Below are 16606 nucleotides of genomic sequence, written 5' to 3'. Positions count from 1 at the left end.
TGATGCAGATAGCCACCCGACTCAGCCTCGCCTTTCTCGCCGTGGCCCTGGCGGCCAGCCTGTCACTGGGTGGCCTGAGTTCTGTGGCCGGTCGCAACCCGGGCAAGGGGGCGCTGTTCCGCTTCTCCCTGCCCGGCACCATCGTGGACAGCACCACCGTGGATGCTGCAGCGAGTGACAAGGAGACGTTTGATGAATGAAAAGATGATCCTCCTGGTGGAGGACAATCCCCAGGATGAACTGCTTGCCCTGCGCGCCCTGCGCAACGCCAACCTGGCCAACCGGGTGGAGGTGGTGCGGGACGGTCAGCAGGCGCTGGATTACCTGTTCCAGGAAGGCGAGTTCGCCGACCGGGAGGGACCGGTCCTGCCCACCGTGGTGATGCTCGATATCGGCCTGCCGCGCCTCTCCGGTCTGGAGGTGCTGGAGCGGCTGCGCGGCGACCCCAGGACCGCCCTGTTGCCGGTGGTGATACTCACCTCCTCGGATGACGAGCGGGACCGCCTGCGGAGCTACGAAAGCGGTTGCAACAGTTTTGTGCGCAAGCCGGTGGTGTTTGCCGAATTCGCCGCGACCGTGGCCCATCTGGGCGTTTACTGGCTGGCGACCAACATCTCGCCACCGGAGCATTGATTGGCGATGAACGTCCCCCTCAAATTGCTGGTGATCGAGGATAGCGAAGCGGATTTCCTGCTGCTGGAACGCCATCTGCGTCAGCAAGGCATCGCCATCGAGTGTCGGCGTGTCGCCAGCAAGACGGAGCTGGAGGGGGCCCTGCAGACCCGCTGGGACCTGCTGCTCTCCGACTACTCCGTCCCCGGCATGGAGTTCCGCGAGACCCTGCAGCGGGTCCGCACGGCCGAACCCGACCTGCCGGTGGTACTGGTATCCGGCAGTGTCGGCGAGGAGACGGCGGTGGAACTGTTGCACTTGGGCCTGAACGATTTTGTCCTCAAGGAGAGCCTGGTGCGACTCTGGCCGGCCATCCAGCGCGTGCTGGCGGATGCGCAAGAGCGCCGCGCCCGCCGCAGCGCCGAGCTGGGACTGCGTGAGGCGCAGGCTTCGATGCTGCAGGAGCAGCACCAGGCGCGGCTGGCGGCACTGAATCTGATGGAGGATGCGCTGGCCGCCCGGGCGCGCGCCGAAGCGGCCCACACCGAGCTGCAGGAGAGCGTGGCACGGCTGAATTATGCCCTCGCCGCCACCCAGGAGGCGGTCTGGGACTGGGACCTGCCCAGCGGCCGGATCAAGCACAACCCGCGCTGGTGTGAACTGCTGGGCATCAGCGACGATCTGCCCGAGCACGGGGTCGAATTCTATTATGCGCTGATCCATCCAGACGACCGGCAACTGGTCAACAGCCGACTCAAGGACGCCTTCAGGAGTGAAGCGCACTATGTCGCCGAGTACCGTCTGCGCCACGCCGACGGCCGCTACCTCTGGGTGCTCGACCAGGGGCAGATCGTGTCACGCAACCCCCAGGGCAAACCGTTGCGCCTGGTGGGTGCCTTCACCGACGTAACCCAGCGGCGCCAGGACGAAGAGCAGTTGCGCGAACTCTCCCTGGCCGTCGAGCAGAGTCCGGAGAGCATCGTGTTCACCAATCTGCAGGGCGAGATCGAATATGTGAACGAGACCTTCGTGCAGAACACCGGCTACTGCCGGGAAGAGGTGTTGGGGCGCAATCCGCGTATCCTGAAGACCGGCAAGACGCCGCCGGAGACCTATCGAGAGATGTGGACGACCTTGACCGAAGGGCACACCTGGAAGGGCGAGTTCCACAATCGACGCTGTGACGGCAGCGAGTTCGTGGAGTTCGCCATCATCACCCCGCTGCGCCAGCCCGACGGACGCATCTCCCACTATGTCGCGGTCAAGGAGGACATCACCGAGAAGAAACGCCTGGGCGAGGAGCTGGACCGACACCGCCATCACCTGGAGGAGCTGGTGGCCAGCCGCACGGCGGAGCTGGAGGTGGCACGCGCCCTGGCCGACACCGCCAACCAGGCCAAAAGCACCTTCCTGGCCAACATGAGCCATGAAATCCGCACCCCGATGAACGCCATCCTCGGACTGACCCACCTGCTGCGCCGCGACGACGCCACGCCGCGCCAGATCGAGCGCCTGGACAAGATCGACAGCGCCGCGCAGCATCTGCTGTCGATCATCAACGACGTGCTCGACCTGTCGAAAATCGAGGCCGGACGGCTGGAACTGGAACAGACCGACTTCGCCCTCGCCTCGATACTGGACCATGTCCGTTCGCTGATTGGCGAAGCGGCCAACGCCAAGGGCCTGTCGGTGACGATCGACACCGATGATGTCCCCGCCTGGTTGCGTGGCGATGTGACCCGGTTGCGCCAGGCGTTCCTCAACTACGCCAGCAACGCGGTCAAATTTACCGAGCGGGGCAACATCACCCTGCGTGCCCAGCTGCTGGATCAGTTGGACAACCGGCTGTACATCCGCTTCGAGGTGCGGGATACCGGAATCGGAATCGCCCCGGAAGAGCTGTCGAAACTGTTCCAGTCCTTCGAGCAGGCAGACATCTCCACCACCCGCCGCTTTGGCGGCACCGGTCTCGGGCTGGCCATTACCCGTCGACTGGCGCTCATGATGGGGGGTGATAGCGGGGTCGAGAGCCAGCCCGGGAAGGGCAGCCGCTTCTGGTTTGCCGTCTGGCTGCAGCGCGGGCATGGCATCATGACCGGCGAATCGATCGCCACGCCACGCGACGCCGAATCCCAGCTGCGCCGGAAACATGCCCGCCGCCGCCTTCTGCTGGCCGAAGACAACCCGATCAACCGGGAGGTGGCCCTGGAACTGCTGCATGGGGTCGGCCTGTCGGTTGACACGGCGGAAAACGGCCGCATTGCCCTGGAGAAGGCCTCGGCCAACCGCTATGACCTGGTGTTGATGGATGTGCAGATGCCGGAGATGGACGGCCTGACCGCGACCCGGGCGCTGCGTGCACGACCCGACAACGCCGACCTGCCGATCCTGGCGATGACCGCCAACGTCTTCGATGAGGACCGGCGCGCCTGTCTGGATGCCGGGATGAACGATTTTGTCGCCAAGCCGGTAAACCCGGAGGACCTCTACACCACCCTGCTGCGCTGGCTCGAACCACCTGAGCGGGGGGCGGAGTCCACCGCTCCATCCGGCACCACGTCCGGGGAAAGGTCCTGGCAGCTCCCCTTGGACGCCATCCCCGCCCATCTGACCAACATCCCCGGGCTGAATCCCGCCCAGGGCATCGCCGCCGTCCAGCAGAATCCGGCTAGATATCAGCAGCTGCTGCACATGTTTGCCGATACCCACCGCGGGGATATAGCGGAGATAAAGCGCCTGCTGGAACAGGAGAACAGCCGGGCGGCCCAACAGCTGAGCCATGAACTGAAGGGGGTCGCCGCCACCCTGGGTGCCGATGGGGTTGCCGAATTGACCGGCGCGCTGGACCAGGCACTGCGGAAAGAGGCGGCGCCCGCCGCGTGCGATCGCTTGCTCCGGCAGTGTGAGCAGGCACTGGGACAACTGGTCGGGGTGATAGATGGACTACCCGGTAAAACGGCTTCCGAACCGCCCCCCACCGGCATCACCCGGGAACAGTCGGCGCAGCTCTTCAAGGAGCTGGAGCGCCTGCTCGGTGAGGATAACACCCGTGCCAATCAGCTGGCCCGCGGCTCAGCCGACCTGCTGCGCCTCAGGCTGGGCAGTCGCTACGGGGAATTTACCCGGCGGCTCGACCGATTTGACTATGAACGGGCCCTGCGCATCCTGCAGGAGATCACAACGCTGGAAGCAGATGACTGAAGCGGAACAGTGACAGGAACTTTACTCCCCCGGTTTGTCGGGATCAGCGACAAACCAACGCAAACAGATACGCAATCCGATATAAATAATCGGCTCGCGCCTACCTCGCCTGATTCGGAAAAACGGATCGTGGAGGGTGAGTCCGAGCCACCCTCCTGATGATATTTCCCTTGTTAATTCATGGTTTACGGCCATCCAACGACACACCATAACAGTCCACAAGCATTTGTTTTTAATGATATTTAATTCATTTTACGCGGTATGGGCAGCAGCGGACCATGACGGCTAGGGGCACTGACCAGGTAACCCTATTCTGAAAAAACGGGATTCGTTCATTCAGCCGGGAAATAGCTTCCACTTTTGTGATGTGATCCGGTGCCATTTCCTGGCCATCCGAAGACGCTCGCCAGGTGTTTTCCGGGCAGACCCATGATATAAGAAGCCATAGGGATGGATCTCTACCGTTAAAGATTACCAACCGACCGCCGATACAATGAGTGATAGATTATTCCCATAGATATCCAAGGTTTAAATATTGGGAATCAATTTTACGCAGGCTTGCCTGTTGGAGTGTACAGGTCCTACTAAACCCGACACGAGTTAGTGAACCATGAAAATTCTGATGACAACCTTCACTGGAGTGTGCGCGCTGATCTTCGGTGCTACTGCCGTAGCCGCCGAATTCGGCACCAGCATCCCGATGCGCGCCGGCAACGCCACCACCTATTACGTCACGGCGGTGGCCGGCGATCTGGAAGCCATGGAATTCATGGTGGATACCGGTTCCGGCTACACCACCATCAATGAGGTGACGCTGGCGGAACTGCAGCGCACCAAGCAGGCTCAATATCTGCGTGACCTGATCGGCATTCTGGCCAACGGCACCGAAATGGTGGTTCCGGTGTATCGCCTGGCCAGTCTCAATATCGGCGGTGGTTGCCATCTCAGCAATGTAGAGGCGGCGGTGTTCCCCGGCAAGACACGCCAGATCCTGGGTCTGAGCGCCCTGAAACAGGCCGCGCCGTTTATCTTCTCCTTCGAACCCCCGAACCTGAAGCTCAGCAACTGTGTCAACCCCGAACTGCTGGCCAGCGCACCGGATAAGTGAACCGCCGCGACAGCTAATCCATCCGCCCTCCCGCATGCCCGGTTAAATTCCGTCGCCGTCCGGCGACGGAAAGCGGGACTATGCCAGGCAAATTCGCCGCCCCTCCGCCACACATATCCCGGCAGCTTCCCGCTGTGGCCGCTTACCCCTCCAGAACCCCCGTCCGCTAAGGCTTGTGCACCCCGGCTTTAGCCTCCCATCAATTCTGGCAAGTAAATTGCAGAACAGGTAGTGAACGGAACCCACCGCATCGGATTTCGATACGGTGGGGCTAATTCAAACGGTGCCGAAAGGCAGGAGGAAGTTATGAATAAGGGATATCGTAAAACACTACTGGCCGGCGCTATCGCCGCCCTGATCGCCGGGCCCGTCCTGGGTGCGGAACATGCAGCACAAGCGCCCGAGGCCCCGGGAATGACACCGGAGCAGCCGGTACAGGAGGCTCCACAGTCTTCCCCGAGCACCCCACAGCCGATGGATGAACAGGTCGGGACCGAGCAACCCGCAGCCACGGATGAACAGGCCGGGACCGAGCAACCCGCAGCCGACGAGGTCAACTCCATGCTGGCCTTGACACCCGATGACCTGCACAGACAGGAGGTGATCGGCAGCGACGGCGAGGCGATCGGAAGGATCAGTGATGTGGTGAGTGACCGAGGCGGCGCTGACATCTACGCCGTCATCTCCACCGGTGGTTTCCTGGGACTCATTGGCGGCAGCAAGCATGTGGTACCGCTCAGCGAACTGCGCCTGGAGGAGCAGAAACTGCATCTCAGCGCTACCCAGGAAGAGTTGGCCGCCCGTGAAGAATACACTGAAGATCAATATGTTATCGTCCAGCCGGATGACCGGCCCATCAGTGAATTCTCAGCATTCGAGCAGCAACCACAAGAGCCGGAGCAGCAGCAACAGCCGAAGGAGCAGCAGAGTAACTGACGGCTGGTACTCCGCTTCTCGCTGGCACGGTAGTGTGGCAGCGGATGGTGGGGACCTCACTGTAAGGTAGGGTGTCGCCATAACCGGTTTTCTCACGGGACCGGCGTCGGATCGGGCAGGCAGTTTGAGTTGACGCCCGGTTTTCAAAGGGATTTGAATCCGGCCCCGGGGGAGAAGGTTTTTAGCGCACTACGCACCTGGGGGATTTCACCAACAGCGGGAGCCTGGCTCCCGCTTTTTTATTGATCCCCCACGGCAGAGACAGAGCAGGAGAATCAATATGAGGAAAAAAACGTCATTTATCGCAATAGTTGTCCTGGCGCTCAGCACGCTTGTCCAGGGCTGTGGTTTCCTGGTCGGTGCCGCCGTGGGCGGAACCGCCGGTTATCTGTTGAAGGACGAGGGTTATGAAGTGCAAACGCCAGTCAAGCGCTCACCGCCACCGGCACCAGAGTAATCCCTGATCGCCAATCCGCAACCGGTTCGGCATGGGCGAATTGCCCATCGGGGTTATCCCCGGCCTCCTGAACTACCCCGCTGTCGTCGTTTCGCAACACAAATCTTCTTGTAGATCAAGCAGTTGCAAAACCATCAACAAAGGCGTTGCCAACCAACGACAGATGGGGCGAGATACGGCACGAAAGTCGTGCCAACCTACGGCTATCTTATTGATTTTATGGTCATCTGCGGAGTTGGCACGGATGGTGCTCTAACGGGGATGTGGATGTACCACAATCAACCCACGGAGGAAATAATGAAGACTACCACTTTAGTGAAAATACTCGGTTTCTCAATGGCGACCCTGTTTTCCGCTGCCACCTTTGCCGCAGAGATGGACACCGTTCAGTTTGAGTCCCTGGATCAGAACCAGGATGGTCAGCTGACCGCCGAAGAAGCGGCCCGCGACACCGCAGTGAGTGAGAACTGGACGACCATCGACAAGGACGGCAGTGGCACCGTCGACAAGGCCGAGTTCAGTGCGTTTGAAACCATGCTCAAAGAGGGTGGCGAGAAAAAGCCCGCTGAATAACCCCTAGAGCCATGGAAAGGCCATCCGCGAAGGGAAGCGCGGATGGCCTTATTTATTGCGCGCAATCCTGCCTGTCCATTATTCCCTCAACAATTAAGATCGACACGCCAACCTCCTTCTCTACAGTGCCGCTGACCGGTATCATCTGACTCTGTTTATCGCTCAGCGGTGATCCGTGTATCTGGATAGCTTCATCTTCTCCGCCCTGCTATTGCTGGCTGTCACCTCTGTGGCGGTGGCGCTGTTTCGCCATCTCGGGCTGGGGTCGATCCTGGGTCTGCTGATTGCCGGCGTGGTGGTGGGACCCCACTCACCGGGCCCCTATGTGACCGCCCATGTCGAGGACGTCCGCCATTTCACCGAGCTGGGCGTGGTACTGCTGATGTTCGTTATCGGCCTGGAGATGCGCCCCACCCGGCTCTGGTCCATGCGCCGCTACCTGTTCGGCCTCGGTTCCCTGCAGATCCTGCTGGTCGGTCTGGCGATTACCCTCTATGTCTCCATGGGGATGGATTCCTGGCCGACGGCGCTGCTGATCGGCCTCACCCTGTCGCTCTCCTCCACCGCCTTCGTCATGCAATTGCTGCAGGAACGGGGCGAGCTGGCCAGTCGCCACGGTACCGGTACCTTCGCCATTCTGCTGATGCAGGACCTGGCCGTGGTGCCGCTTTTGGCCCTGGTACCGCTGTTGTCGCAAGAGACCGCGATCGCTTCCGGCATACCGCTGTGGCAACAGTTGCTGATCCTCGCCGGAATGTTCGCGGTCCTCTGGCTGTTCGGCCTGCGCATCGTCCCGCTGGCGCTGGAGTGGCTGGCGCGCCACGACAACCGCGAAGCCTTCCTGCTGGTGGTGCTGCTGGCGGTCTTCTTCGCCGCCTGGATGATGAACCAGGCCGGGCTGTCGATGGCCCTGGGCGCCTTCATCATGGGCATGCTGCTCTCCGGTTCCAACTACAACATGCAGATCCGCGCCTTCATCGAGCCCTACAAGGGGTTGTTGATGAGCCTGTTCTTCGTGGCCGTGGGCATGTCGATCGACCTGGGGGCATTGGCCGAGCAGCCACTGGTGTTCATCGGTCACACGGCGGTACTGGTCGGTATTAAACTGGCGGTGCTGTTTCCCCTGGCCATCGCCTTCGGTTATAGCCGCGGAGAGGCCACCCGCATCACCTTTCTGCTGGCCCAGGCGGGTGAATTCGGTTTTGTCCTGTTCGGCTCGGCCCTGGCACTCAAGGTGATCGATGAGGGGAGCTTCATCATGGCGGTAGCGGTGATCTCCCTGAGCATGTTGATTACCCCGCTGCTGATCCGTTTCGGCGACCGGCTGGCCCGCTCCCTGGAAGGCGAACAGCCCGCCGGCGATGATCACACGGCCAAGGGCGTGGAGGTGGCGGAGCGCAGTGTACTGATCGGCGGTTATGGCCGTGTCGGCCATACCGTCGCCACCCTGCTGCAGGCCAGCGGCATCCCCTTCGTCGCCTTCGACACCAACCCGGAACACGTCAAGCGCGGCCAGGCGGATGGGCTCCCGGTACATTACGGCGACATCTCCGACCCGGAACTGCTGGCGGCGGCCCACGTGGAGCGCTGTTCACTGGTGGTACTCACCATCGATCGGAGTGCTACGGTGCTGCATGCGGTCTCCCACTTGCGCAACACCTATCCGCGGATACCGGTGATCGCCCGCGCCCGCGATCTGGAAGCCAGCGCCCACCTGCTCAAGGCGGGGGCCACCCAGGCGTTCCCCGAGGCGATCGAGGCCAGTCTCCGGCTGGGGGCGGAGGCACTGCGGCTGGTCGGTGCACCCGAGGACAACGTGCAGCTGCTGATGGAGGGCATCCGCAGCGGAGGCTACCAGTTGGTGCAGCAGGGGGAAAAGAGCGGGCCGGAGGATTGATCTGGATGAATAAACCGCGGTTGACCCGGCCCCCGCAAACGGTTGTTCAGCCCGCTCCTTTGAGACCGATCCGCTCCGCCACCTCGCGCATGCCGAGGATGGTCTGGGTGATCAGCTCGCGCCGCTCCATGCCGAGCATCGCCGCCCCGCGGTCGATAATGCCGCGATCCACCTTGGCGGCGAAACTTTTGTCCTTCCACTTCTTGATCACCGACTTCGCCTCCAGGTCGAGGACACTTTTCGAGGGACGCACCAGGGCGGTGGTGGTCACCAGCCCGGTCAGCTCATCGGTGGCATAGAGCACCTTCTCCATGTCGCTGAGCGGCTCGACTTCGGTGCAGATGCCCCAGCCGTGGCTGATGACCGCGCGGATATAGGCGTCCGGCCACTGCTGTTGGCGCAATATCTGTTCGGTCTTGATGCAGTGCTGCTCGGGAAACTGGTCGTAATCCAGATCATGCACCAGTCCGACGATCCCCCACTGCTCCTCGTCGCCCCCGCGCTGGCGGGCGAAATAGCGCATCACCGCCTCCACCGCCAGGCCATGTTTGACCAGACTTTCCGTTTGGGTATAGGTGGTCAGCAGCCGGTACGCCTCATCCCGGCTTGGAATCCGCTCTTCCATCGTCTCACTCCTGTTTCTGTTTTCATCCTGTTGGGTCTACTATTGCATTCAATGAACTGATCCGCATCTTATCCGTTATGCATACAAACCCCAAACCGACCGACATCATCCTGCACAATCAATCGCGAACGCTTGAAGTGGTTTTCGATAGCGGCGAGCGTTTCAATCTGCCCTGGGAGTACCTGCGTGTCTTTTCGCCCTCCAAGGAGGTCAGGGGGCGTTTCGGCAAAGACCGGATTCTGGTGCTGGACAAGCAGGATGTGGTACTGCAAGAGATCAAACCGATCGGCAACTATGCCCTGAAGCTCTATTTCGACGACGGCCACAACTCCGGCCTGTACGACTGGCGGTTTCTCCATGAGCTGGGGGTCAATCAGGCGCAGTACTGGCAGGAGCACCTACAGCGGGTGGCGGAATTGAAGTCAGACCCGGACTGATTCACGCCACCTCACTCCCTGATCACCCCGGCCTGATTGACCAGCCCCTCGGCCGCGCTGATACCGCAACGCTGATTCCCCGCCACCGCCAGGTCGATCTTTTGCGGTTTATCCAGATCCATATCGCTCATGATGCGCATATAACCCTCCCGCGTCTGGTTGTTACCCAGCCGGGGATTGTGCCGTTTCTCTTCACCGATGGTCGAGGTGGTCATGCCGTTGTAGTCATGGGCCGGGTAGACCCTGATCCGGTCAGGCAGGACGAACAGCTGGCCCGTGATCGAATCGAACGCCTTACCTGCATCACCGGACTGGAAATCGGTGCGGCCGCTGCCGCGAATCAACAGCGTATCGCCGGTAAACACCCGGTCGGCGGCGAGGTAACAGATATCGGTATCGGTATGTCCCGGGGTATACAGCACCTTCAGGGCATTGTCGCCAAACAGCACATGATCGCCCTGCTTCAACCAGACGTCGGCACAGGGAACTTGCGCATTCCCATGTACCGCCACATGGCAGTTGAAGCGCTCCCGCAACAGCCCGCCGCCGGTGATGTGGTCGGCGTGTATGTGCGTCTCCAGCGAATAACGCAAAACCAGCCCCAGCTCCTCGATCAGCCGAATGTCCCGCTCACTCTGTTCCAGCACCGGATCGATCATCACCGCCTCCAGGTTCTGCTTATCCCAGAGCAGGTAGCTGTAGGTGCTGGAGTCCCTATCGAAAAGCTGTCGCATCTGCATGGTTTGTCCTTCCCGCATGTTTCTCTATAGGACTACAGATGATGTTTAAATGTTCGCGGATCAACCCAGAGAATTTTAAGGTAATAGGCCACAAGTGCGTCGGACGGTAACCTGGATGAAGGCCCACCCATATTGTTCGAACGTAACTACTCACGGGGTGACTGGACTACCTTGCCGGCCTCACGTGATGGCTGGATCAAGATCGGCCAACAAGGCAGGCCAGTCACTTACAGACCGGGCAAGTAGTTACGTTTGAACAATACACTGACCTGGGCGAGCGAAATCCGGGGTAGAACCCTTTCGGGTCTGCTCCCCGGATTCCGCCGCTATGGGCCTGTGGGTTTTCTCCCTGTGCAAGGCAGCGGCCACATCCGGACTACTGTGCTGTAAACCGGTCCCGGCTTAAAGACTATTGGCGAACGCCTTCGATGGTGAGGAACAGCTCCACTTCACGCGCGGCCGGACCCAGGTCCATGGGAATACCGAAATCCGCCAGGGCCAGCCGGGTGGTGCCTTCAAACCCCCGACGGTAACCGCCCCAGGGGTCCTTGCCGGCACCGATCTGAGTGACATCGATGCTGATCGGCCGGGTTACGCCACGCAGGGTCAGGTCACCCTTGAGCAACCCCGTGTTATCTCCCGTGACCGCATAGCTGGTGCTGGTGAAGGTCGCCTGGGCAAACTCGTCCACTTTCAGGAAATCCTTGCTGCGCAGGTGCTTGTCCCTCTCGGCATGGTTACTGTCCACGCTGGCGGGATTGACCGTGACTGAAACCGTCGATGCCGACGGGTTGCTCTCGTCATAGTCGAAGCTCCCCTCGAACTGGTTAAAGCGGCCCAGCACCCAGCTGTAACCCAGATGGGCGATCTTGAACTGGACAAAGGCATGGGCATTTTGCGTATCGATGACATAGCGCTCGGCCGATACCGGAGCGGAAAGGGCAATCCCGGCCGCCGTAAGCAGTGAAAATATCAAGCGTTTTTTCATGATGTCTCCTTGGTAAAAAAGGTTTCTGATTCAGTGATTGCGCCTGTCGCGCGGCCTGTCACGCGCCTGGGCCTGCCGAGCATCCGCATCAGGGTGGGATCGCGATCGATAAAGTGGTGCTTGAGGGCGGCCAGTCCATGCAGGGCGACCAGCCCGATCAGGCTGACGGCGAGGACAAAATGGATGTCACCCGCCGCATCCTCCATGTCCTTAAACGCCGGCAGCAGCGCCGGCACCGTGAACCAGCCGAACACCTCGATACCGCGTCCGTCGGCGGTGGAGATGAGATAGCCGCTGACGGCGATGGCGAACAGCAGCAGGTAGAGCCCGCCGTGCACCAGGCCAGCCAGACGCCTCAGCAACCGCGAACCGCCATCCAGCGGCCGCGGCGGCGGGCTGATAAACCGCCAGCACAGCCGGAGCGACAGCAACAGCAGCAGGGTGATCCCGAGACCGCGATGGAGATGCGGTGCCGCCTGATACCAGGGGTGGTAATAATCCAGGCTGGTCATATAGAGACCCAGCGGGAACAGGCCCAGGACCAACAGCGCCACCAGCCAGTGCAGCGCAATGCTGATGGCGCCGTAGGTTTGCCGGGTGTTGCCGAGTCGCATCCCTTGAGCTCCCTCTCTGCGGACCTGGCGCGGTACCATCTTGAATATGACGGGCTCAGGCGGCATGCCGCTCGATCTCGGCCTGGGCATCTTCTATCCCCTTGCGACGAATTTCATCCCCCATATTGAGCCCTTCCGAATGGATAAAGTTCACCTGCCGTATGCCGAGAAAATTGAACAGGGTCTGCAGATAGGGGGCCTGCTGATCGGTGGCGGTACCGCTGTGCACGCCGCCCCGCGCGGTGATGATGAAGACTGGCTTGTCTTCCACCAGCCCCACCGCCCCTTGGTCGGTATAGGCGAAGGTGCGTCCGGCCATCACGATATGGTCGATGTAGGCCTTCAGCGTGGAAGGGATGCCCAGGTTGTACATCGGCACACCCAGGACTACCAGGTCGGCGGAGAGAAATTCATCAATCAGCAGATTGATGCGTTCCGCAATCCGCGCCATCTCCGGGGTATGTTGCTCCGGCGGGCTCATCATGGCGGCCAGCATGGTTTCATCCAGATGGGGCAGCGGTTTGCCGACCAGGTCCCGCTCGATGACCTGGTATTCCGGGTGGTTGTCGAGCCACTGACGCACAAACCGGGCGCTGAGCCGGCGCGAGTCGGAACCGGTCAACCGGGCACTGGAGTCGATATGGAGTAGCCGTTTTCTGTTCATGTCACACCCTCTCTCAGGTAATGTTCAACTTGGCGAGCAGCCTATCATTGTCCCTGTTTCGTTATTAGACGGTATTTTTCAAAAACTATGTTCCATATATGGAACAATGTACCCCCTTGGGAGGGCCTGCATGAAGGTAGGTTAATGAGGAAGATTGCTGAAATGCCGGTCCAGGAAGGTGATGAAGGCCCTGACCTTGGGGGTCAGGTGACGGGGAGAAGGGTAGACCGCGTAGATCCCCCCCTCCCGGACACTCCACTCATCGAGCACCGAGACCAGCTCACCGCTGGCGATCAGGTCCTGGCAGTGCAGCTCCGGTAACAGGCCGATCACGCGGCCGGTCAGGCAGGCCCCGCGGATGGCATTCAGGTTGTTGATACCCAGTCGGCCGGTAATCTCCACCGCGACCGTTCCCCGCGGCCCTCTGAACTTGAGGAGTTCACTGTCGCGGCGCGCGGAGAACACCACGCAGTCGTGCTGTTTGAGATCCTCGGGTGAGCCGGGAATCCCGTGTTGTTGGAAATACTCCGGTGTGCCACAGACCCGCATCCGGTCGGTATAGAGCCGATGCGCCACCAGCGTGGAATCCTCCAGCTCCCCGGCCCGGATCGCCATGTCGAAGCCCTCCCCCACCAGGTCCACAAGGCGGTCTGAGACATCCACCTGCAGCCGGATCTCCGGCTGCTGACGCAGGAACTCCCGGGTGATAGCCGGCATGATGGAGATACCGATATCCACCGGCAGGGTGACCCGCAGCAGCCCCCGCGGCTGCTCCTGACACTGGCTGATGGCACGCTCCGCCTCTTCCGCCTCGGCCACCAGCCGGGCACAGCGGTCATAATAAAGCGCGCCCAGCTCCGTGGTGCGAACGCTGCGCGTGGTCCGCTGCAGCAGGCGCGCACCCAGCCGGCCCTCCAACTGGCTGATCTTGCGGCTGACGGTCGATTTCGGCAGGCCGAGATTGGTCGCGGCAGCGGTAAAATTACCTGCCTCCACCACCTTTACAAAGATCACCATCTCGTTGAAATCCAGCATGTAGCCTGACCTTCCCTTCGGTTTCGTTGCCGGGCTATACGTTAACGCATTCCCCAACCATTGAGCATTATTTTCGCTTGCGACCGATTTCCCCACGCAACTCCGGCTTGTCTTGGTTCGATCGGCAATGGCATAGTCAACCCTTTCCGCCACCAATAATAAAAGGCCACCTGTTTGGATCCCAGCCTCACCCGCCGCCACCTGTTCCTCAGTATCCTGTTCCCCTTTGCCCTGGGCTACTACCTCTCCTATCTCGCCCGGGTGGTGAATGCGGTACTGGCACCGGACCTGGTGGCGGAACTCTCGCTCGGCGCGGATACGCTCGGACTGCTGACCGCCTCCTACTTCTTCACCTTTGCCGCCGCCCAGCTTCCCCTGGGAATCCTGCTGGACCGTTACAGCCCGCGCCGCATTGAATCCCTGCTACTGCTGGTGGCGGCCGCCGGGGCCCTGCTGTTCGCCCTGGGGGACAGCGCCTGGGACCTGATCATCGGCCGCGGCCTGATCGGACTGGGCGTCTCGGCCTGCCTGATGGCTGCCTTCAAGACCTTCACCCTCTGGTTCAAGCCGGAAAAGCTGCCGCTGCTGAACGGGATCATTCTCGCCTCGGGTGGGGTCGGCGCCATCACCGCCACGGCACCGGTCCAGGCCGCCCTGTCGTTGACCGACTGGCGCGGGGTCTTCCTGCTGCTGGCGGGCCTGCTGCTGCTCTCATCCGTGATCATCTTCGTGCTGGTACCGGACCACACCGAGGAGCGCCCACAGGAGACCCTGCGGGCCCAGCTGCGCGGCATTCGCGCCATCTTCGCCGACCGCTTCTTCTGGATGATCGCACCCCTGACCATGCTGTCACAGGCCTCGTTCATCTCCATCCAGAGCCTCTGGGCCGGTCCCTGGCTGCAGGATATCGGCGGGCTCGAACGCACCGCCATGGCCGATACCCTGTTACTGGTGGCCACCGCCATGGTGGCCGGTTTCCTGGCCATGGGTACACTGGCGGAACGACTGGCGCGAATCGGGGTACGCCCCATCCTGTTGTCGGCCGCCGGCATGCTGACCTTTCAGTGCATTCAGCTGCTGATCATCCTCGGGCCGGCGGCGGCCTGGCTCTCCCCGGTCTGGATCGGTTTCGGCTTCTTCGGCACCACCGGCATCGTCCAGTACGCGGTACTCTCACAACACTATCCGCGTCACCTGGCCGGGCGGGTCAATACGGCGATGAATCTGCTGGTGTTTGTGTCAATTTTTGTTTTGCAATACGCCATCGGCGCCATTATCAATCTCTGGCCGCAAGTGGGTCCCGGCCAGTATCCGGCCGTCGCCTACCAGACGGCGTTTGGTTTTGCCCTGCTGCTGCAGGCGGGCGCATTCAGCTGGTTCGTCCGGGAGTACCGGCGCGGTCGGGCGATCGCAAGCTAGGCGTCTGAATGCACCCCATTGGTTGTGACGCCCCGGCCGCTGCTTTAGGATAGGGCGCGTTTTTGGGGGTGATGCGACCAGACTAGTAGTCTTCCAATTTAATATTGCCGGGTAAAACTGTTTCAGTTTCGTAGGGTGGATAAGCGACAGCGCATTCCATCCTCAGGTCCGTAAACGGTACATCCATGTACCACTCCTCACCGCAGCATTGGTGGATGCGCCTACCGGCTTATCCACCCTACGAAAGTACTTTATCAAATTGAAGTAGTACTAGGGCTAAAGGGCAAAGCAAGGTGTTCCGATGAAAGTAAAACTGCGACTCCAGATTCGTTTTAACGACAGCGTCATCGGTCCCGGCAAGATCGCCCTGCTGGAGTCGGTCGCGCAACACGGCAGCATCTCCGGTGCCGGCAAGGCGTGCGGCATGACCTTCCGGCGCGCCTGGCAACTGATCGAAACCGTTCAGGAGGCGCTGGGTCAACCGCTGGTGGAGACCACCGTGGGTGGCAAGGGTGGCGGCGGTGCCGAACTGACGCCCTTTGCCAAATCACTGATCGAGCATTATCGAAAGCTCGAAAAACAGGCCAACGGCTCCGCCGGACCGCTGTTCGAGCTGCTTAACCAGACCGATCCGGGCCTATCCTGACGGATCACGCTTTCGTCTGTTGGATAAACTCCAGGGCGTTCTGATCCGGATCACGGCAGAACAGCGCCCGCCGGCCGGAACGACTCAGGGTGTAGCCGATCCCGGCGGCATCCAGGGCGGTAACCAGGTCATCCAGTGTCTCCACCCAAAAGGCGAGGTGGCGGTCCAACCCGCCGTGGGCCGGCCTGCCCCGCAGCGGGTCCGGGTTGGGCAGCTCCAGCAGATGGATCTGCTGGTCGCCCAGGTTGAGCCAGGCTCCCGGGTAACCCAGGTCCGGGCGCGACCGGTCGATGGTCAGCCCCAGTACGCCCCGATAGAAATCCAGCGCCCGCGTGGTATCGGCCACGATCAGGCTGGCATGATGAAATCCGGTCACCAGTTTCGGCATCGCAATCTCTCCCGACTGTCTGTAACTCAAGTTTCGGAGGTAACTACTCACCCGACCTGCAAGCGATTGGCCTGGTTTGTTGGCCGATCTTGATCCAGCCATCGTGTGAGGCCGGCAAGGCAGGCCAATCACCCCGTGAGTAGTTACGTTTCGGAGTTCAGTTCCAGACACCGGTCAGGCCACCCCCTTGCCGGGACCGTCGGAGGCATGGATGCCGACGCCGAGCGTACAGGGACGTATTCACGGCGTGTCTCGGCAAGGGGGTA

18 protein-coding genes are annotated in these 16606 nt (G+C 61.1%); 11 read left to right on the top strand and 7 right to left on the bottom strand.

Features of this window, described 5'->3' with window-relative positions; translation table 11 throughout:
* Nucleotides 1–2: 2 nt before the first annotated feature.
* From O9K64_RS03175 to O9K64_RS03140, 8 genes are all read left to right on the top strand, one after another.
* Nucleotides 3–200, top strand: a complete 198-nt coding sequence (locus O9K64_RS03175; RefSeq protein ID WP_275096629.1) for a hypothetical protein — start codon at nucleotides 3–5, stop codon at nucleotides 198–200.
* Entirely contained in the window at nucleotides 193–633 is a 441-nt protein-coding gene (locus O9K64_RS03170; RefSeq protein WP_275096628.1) for a response regulator, read from the top strand. Before O9K64_RS03175 ends, O9K64_RS03170 begins: the two co-directional genes overlap by 8 nt.
* A 6-nt stretch (nucleotides 634–639) precedes the next feature.
* The gene (locus O9K64_RS03165; RefSeq protein ID WP_275096627.1) at nucleotides 640–3813 is read left to right on the top strand and encodes a response regulator; all 3174 of its coding nucleotides are present in this window, start codon (nucleotides 640–642) and stop codon (nucleotides 3811–3813) included.
* Between the two features lie 622 nt (nucleotides 3814–4435).
* Nucleotides 4436–4921, top strand: coding sequence for a retropepsin-like aspartic protease family protein (locus O9K64_RS03160; protein ID WP_275096626.1), 486 nt, complete (start codon nucleotides 4436–4438; stop codon nucleotides 4919–4921).
* A gap of 306 nt (nucleotides 4922–5227) precedes the next feature.
* Complete coding sequence (locus O9K64_RS03155; RefSeq protein WP_275096625.1) at nucleotides 5228–5857, top strand: PRC-barrel domain-containing protein; 630 nt, start codon at nucleotides 5228–5230, stop codon at nucleotides 5855–5857.
* A 280-nt stretch (nucleotides 5858–6137) separates the two neighbouring features.
* Nucleotides 6138–6314 carry a hypothetical protein gene (locus tag O9K64_RS03150; RefSeq protein ID WP_275096624.1) on the top strand — a complete coding sequence of 59 codons (177 nt, stop codon included), beginning with the start codon at nucleotides 6138–6140 and terminating at the stop codon, nucleotides 6312–6314.
* Nucleotides 6315–6611: 297 nt separating this feature from the next.
* Nucleotides 6612–6887: a hypothetical protein gene (locus O9K64_RS03145; protein ID WP_275096623.1), complete on the top strand. Its 276-nt coding sequence runs from the start codon at nucleotides 6612–6614 to the stop codon at nucleotides 6885–6887.
* Nucleotides 6888–7062: 175 nt separating this feature from the next.
* On the top strand, nucleotides 7063–8784 hold the full coding sequence (locus O9K64_RS03140) for a cation:proton antiporter (protein ID WP_275096622.1): 1722 nt from the start codon (nucleotides 7063–7065) through the stop codon (nucleotides 8782–8784).
* A 46-nt stretch (nucleotides 8785–8830) separates the two neighbouring features.
* Here O9K64_RS03140 and O9K64_RS03135 read toward each other — a convergent pair whose 3' ends face one another.
* Entirely contained in the window at nucleotides 8831–9409 is a 579-nt protein-coding gene (locus O9K64_RS03135; protein WP_275096621.1) for a hydrolase, read from the bottom strand.
* A gap of 77 nt (nucleotides 9410–9486) precedes the next feature.
* Between O9K64_RS03135 and O9K64_RS03130 the strand changes: the two genes are divergently transcribed.
* On the top strand, nucleotides 9487–9846 hold the full coding sequence (locus O9K64_RS03130) for a gamma-butyrobetaine hydroxylase-like domain-containing protein (protein WP_275096620.1): 360 nt from the start codon (nucleotides 9487–9489) through the stop codon (nucleotides 9844–9846).
* Between the two features lie 11 nt (nucleotides 9847–9857).
* Here the strand turns inward: O9K64_RS03130 and O9K64_RS03125 are convergent, their stop codons facing one another.
* The 5 genes from O9K64_RS03125 to O9K64_RS03105 form a co-directional block, all read right to left on the bottom strand.
* Nucleotides 9858–10586, bottom strand: coding sequence for an MBL fold metallo-hydrolase (locus O9K64_RS03125; RefSeq protein ID WP_275096619.1), 729 nt, complete (start codon nucleotides 10584–10586; stop codon nucleotides 9858–9860).
* 409 nt (nucleotides 10587–10995) lie between these two features.
* Entirely contained in the window at nucleotides 10996–11574 is a 579-nt protein-coding gene (locus O9K64_RS03120) for a YceI family protein (protein ID WP_275096618.1), read from the bottom strand.
* Entirely contained in the window at nucleotides 11571–12188 is a 618-nt protein-coding gene (locus tag O9K64_RS03115; protein ID WP_275096617.1) for a cytochrome b, read from the bottom strand. Before O9K64_RS03115 ends, O9K64_RS03120 begins: the two co-directional genes overlap by 4 nt.
* 55 nt (nucleotides 12189–12243) lie before the next feature.
* Nucleotides 12244–12852: an FMN-dependent NADH-azoreductase gene (locus O9K64_RS03110; protein ID WP_275096616.1), complete on the bottom strand. Its 609-nt coding sequence runs from the start codon at nucleotides 12850–12852 to the stop codon at nucleotides 12244–12246.
* 141 nt (nucleotides 12853–12993) lie between these two features.
* Complete coding sequence (locus O9K64_RS03105) at nucleotides 12994–13887, bottom strand: LysR family transcriptional regulator (RefSeq protein WP_275096615.1); 894 nt, start codon at nucleotides 13885–13887, stop codon at nucleotides 12994–12996.
* A 174-nt stretch (nucleotides 13888–14061) separates the two neighbouring features.
* On the opposite strand from O9K64_RS03105, the gene O9K64_RS03100 reads away from it, so the two are divergent.
* Together O9K64_RS03100 and O9K64_RS03095 are read left to right on the top strand one after the other, a co-directional pair.
* Nucleotides 14062–15306, top strand: a complete 1245-nt coding sequence (locus O9K64_RS03100; protein WP_275096614.1) for an MFS transporter — start codon at nucleotides 14062–14064, stop codon at nucleotides 15304–15306.
* A 301-nt stretch (nucleotides 15307–15607) separates the two neighbouring features.
* Nucleotides 15608–15952 carry a winged helix-turn-helix domain-containing protein gene (locus O9K64_RS03095; RefSeq protein WP_275096613.1) on the top strand — a complete coding sequence of 115 codons (345 nt, stop codon included), beginning with the start codon at nucleotides 15608–15610 and terminating at the stop codon, nucleotides 15950–15952.
* Nucleotides 15953–15956: 4 nt separating this feature from the next.
* Here O9K64_RS03095 and O9K64_RS03090 read toward each other — a convergent pair whose 3' ends face one another.
* The gene (locus tag O9K64_RS03090; protein WP_275096612.1) at nucleotides 15957–16340 is read right to left on the bottom strand and encodes a VOC family protein; all 384 of its coding nucleotides are present in this window, start codon (nucleotides 16338–16340) and stop codon (nucleotides 15957–15959) included.
* Nucleotides 16341–16606 lie beyond the last annotated feature (266 nt).

The organism is Sedimenticola hydrogenitrophicus, assembly GCF_029017505.1.
GTDB classification, from domain to species: Bacteria; Pseudomonadota; Gammaproteobacteria; order Chromatiales; family Chromatiaceae; genus Sedimenticola; species Sedimenticola hydrogenitrophicus_A.
This window is presented reverse-complemented; position numbering and strand designations above follow the sequence as displayed.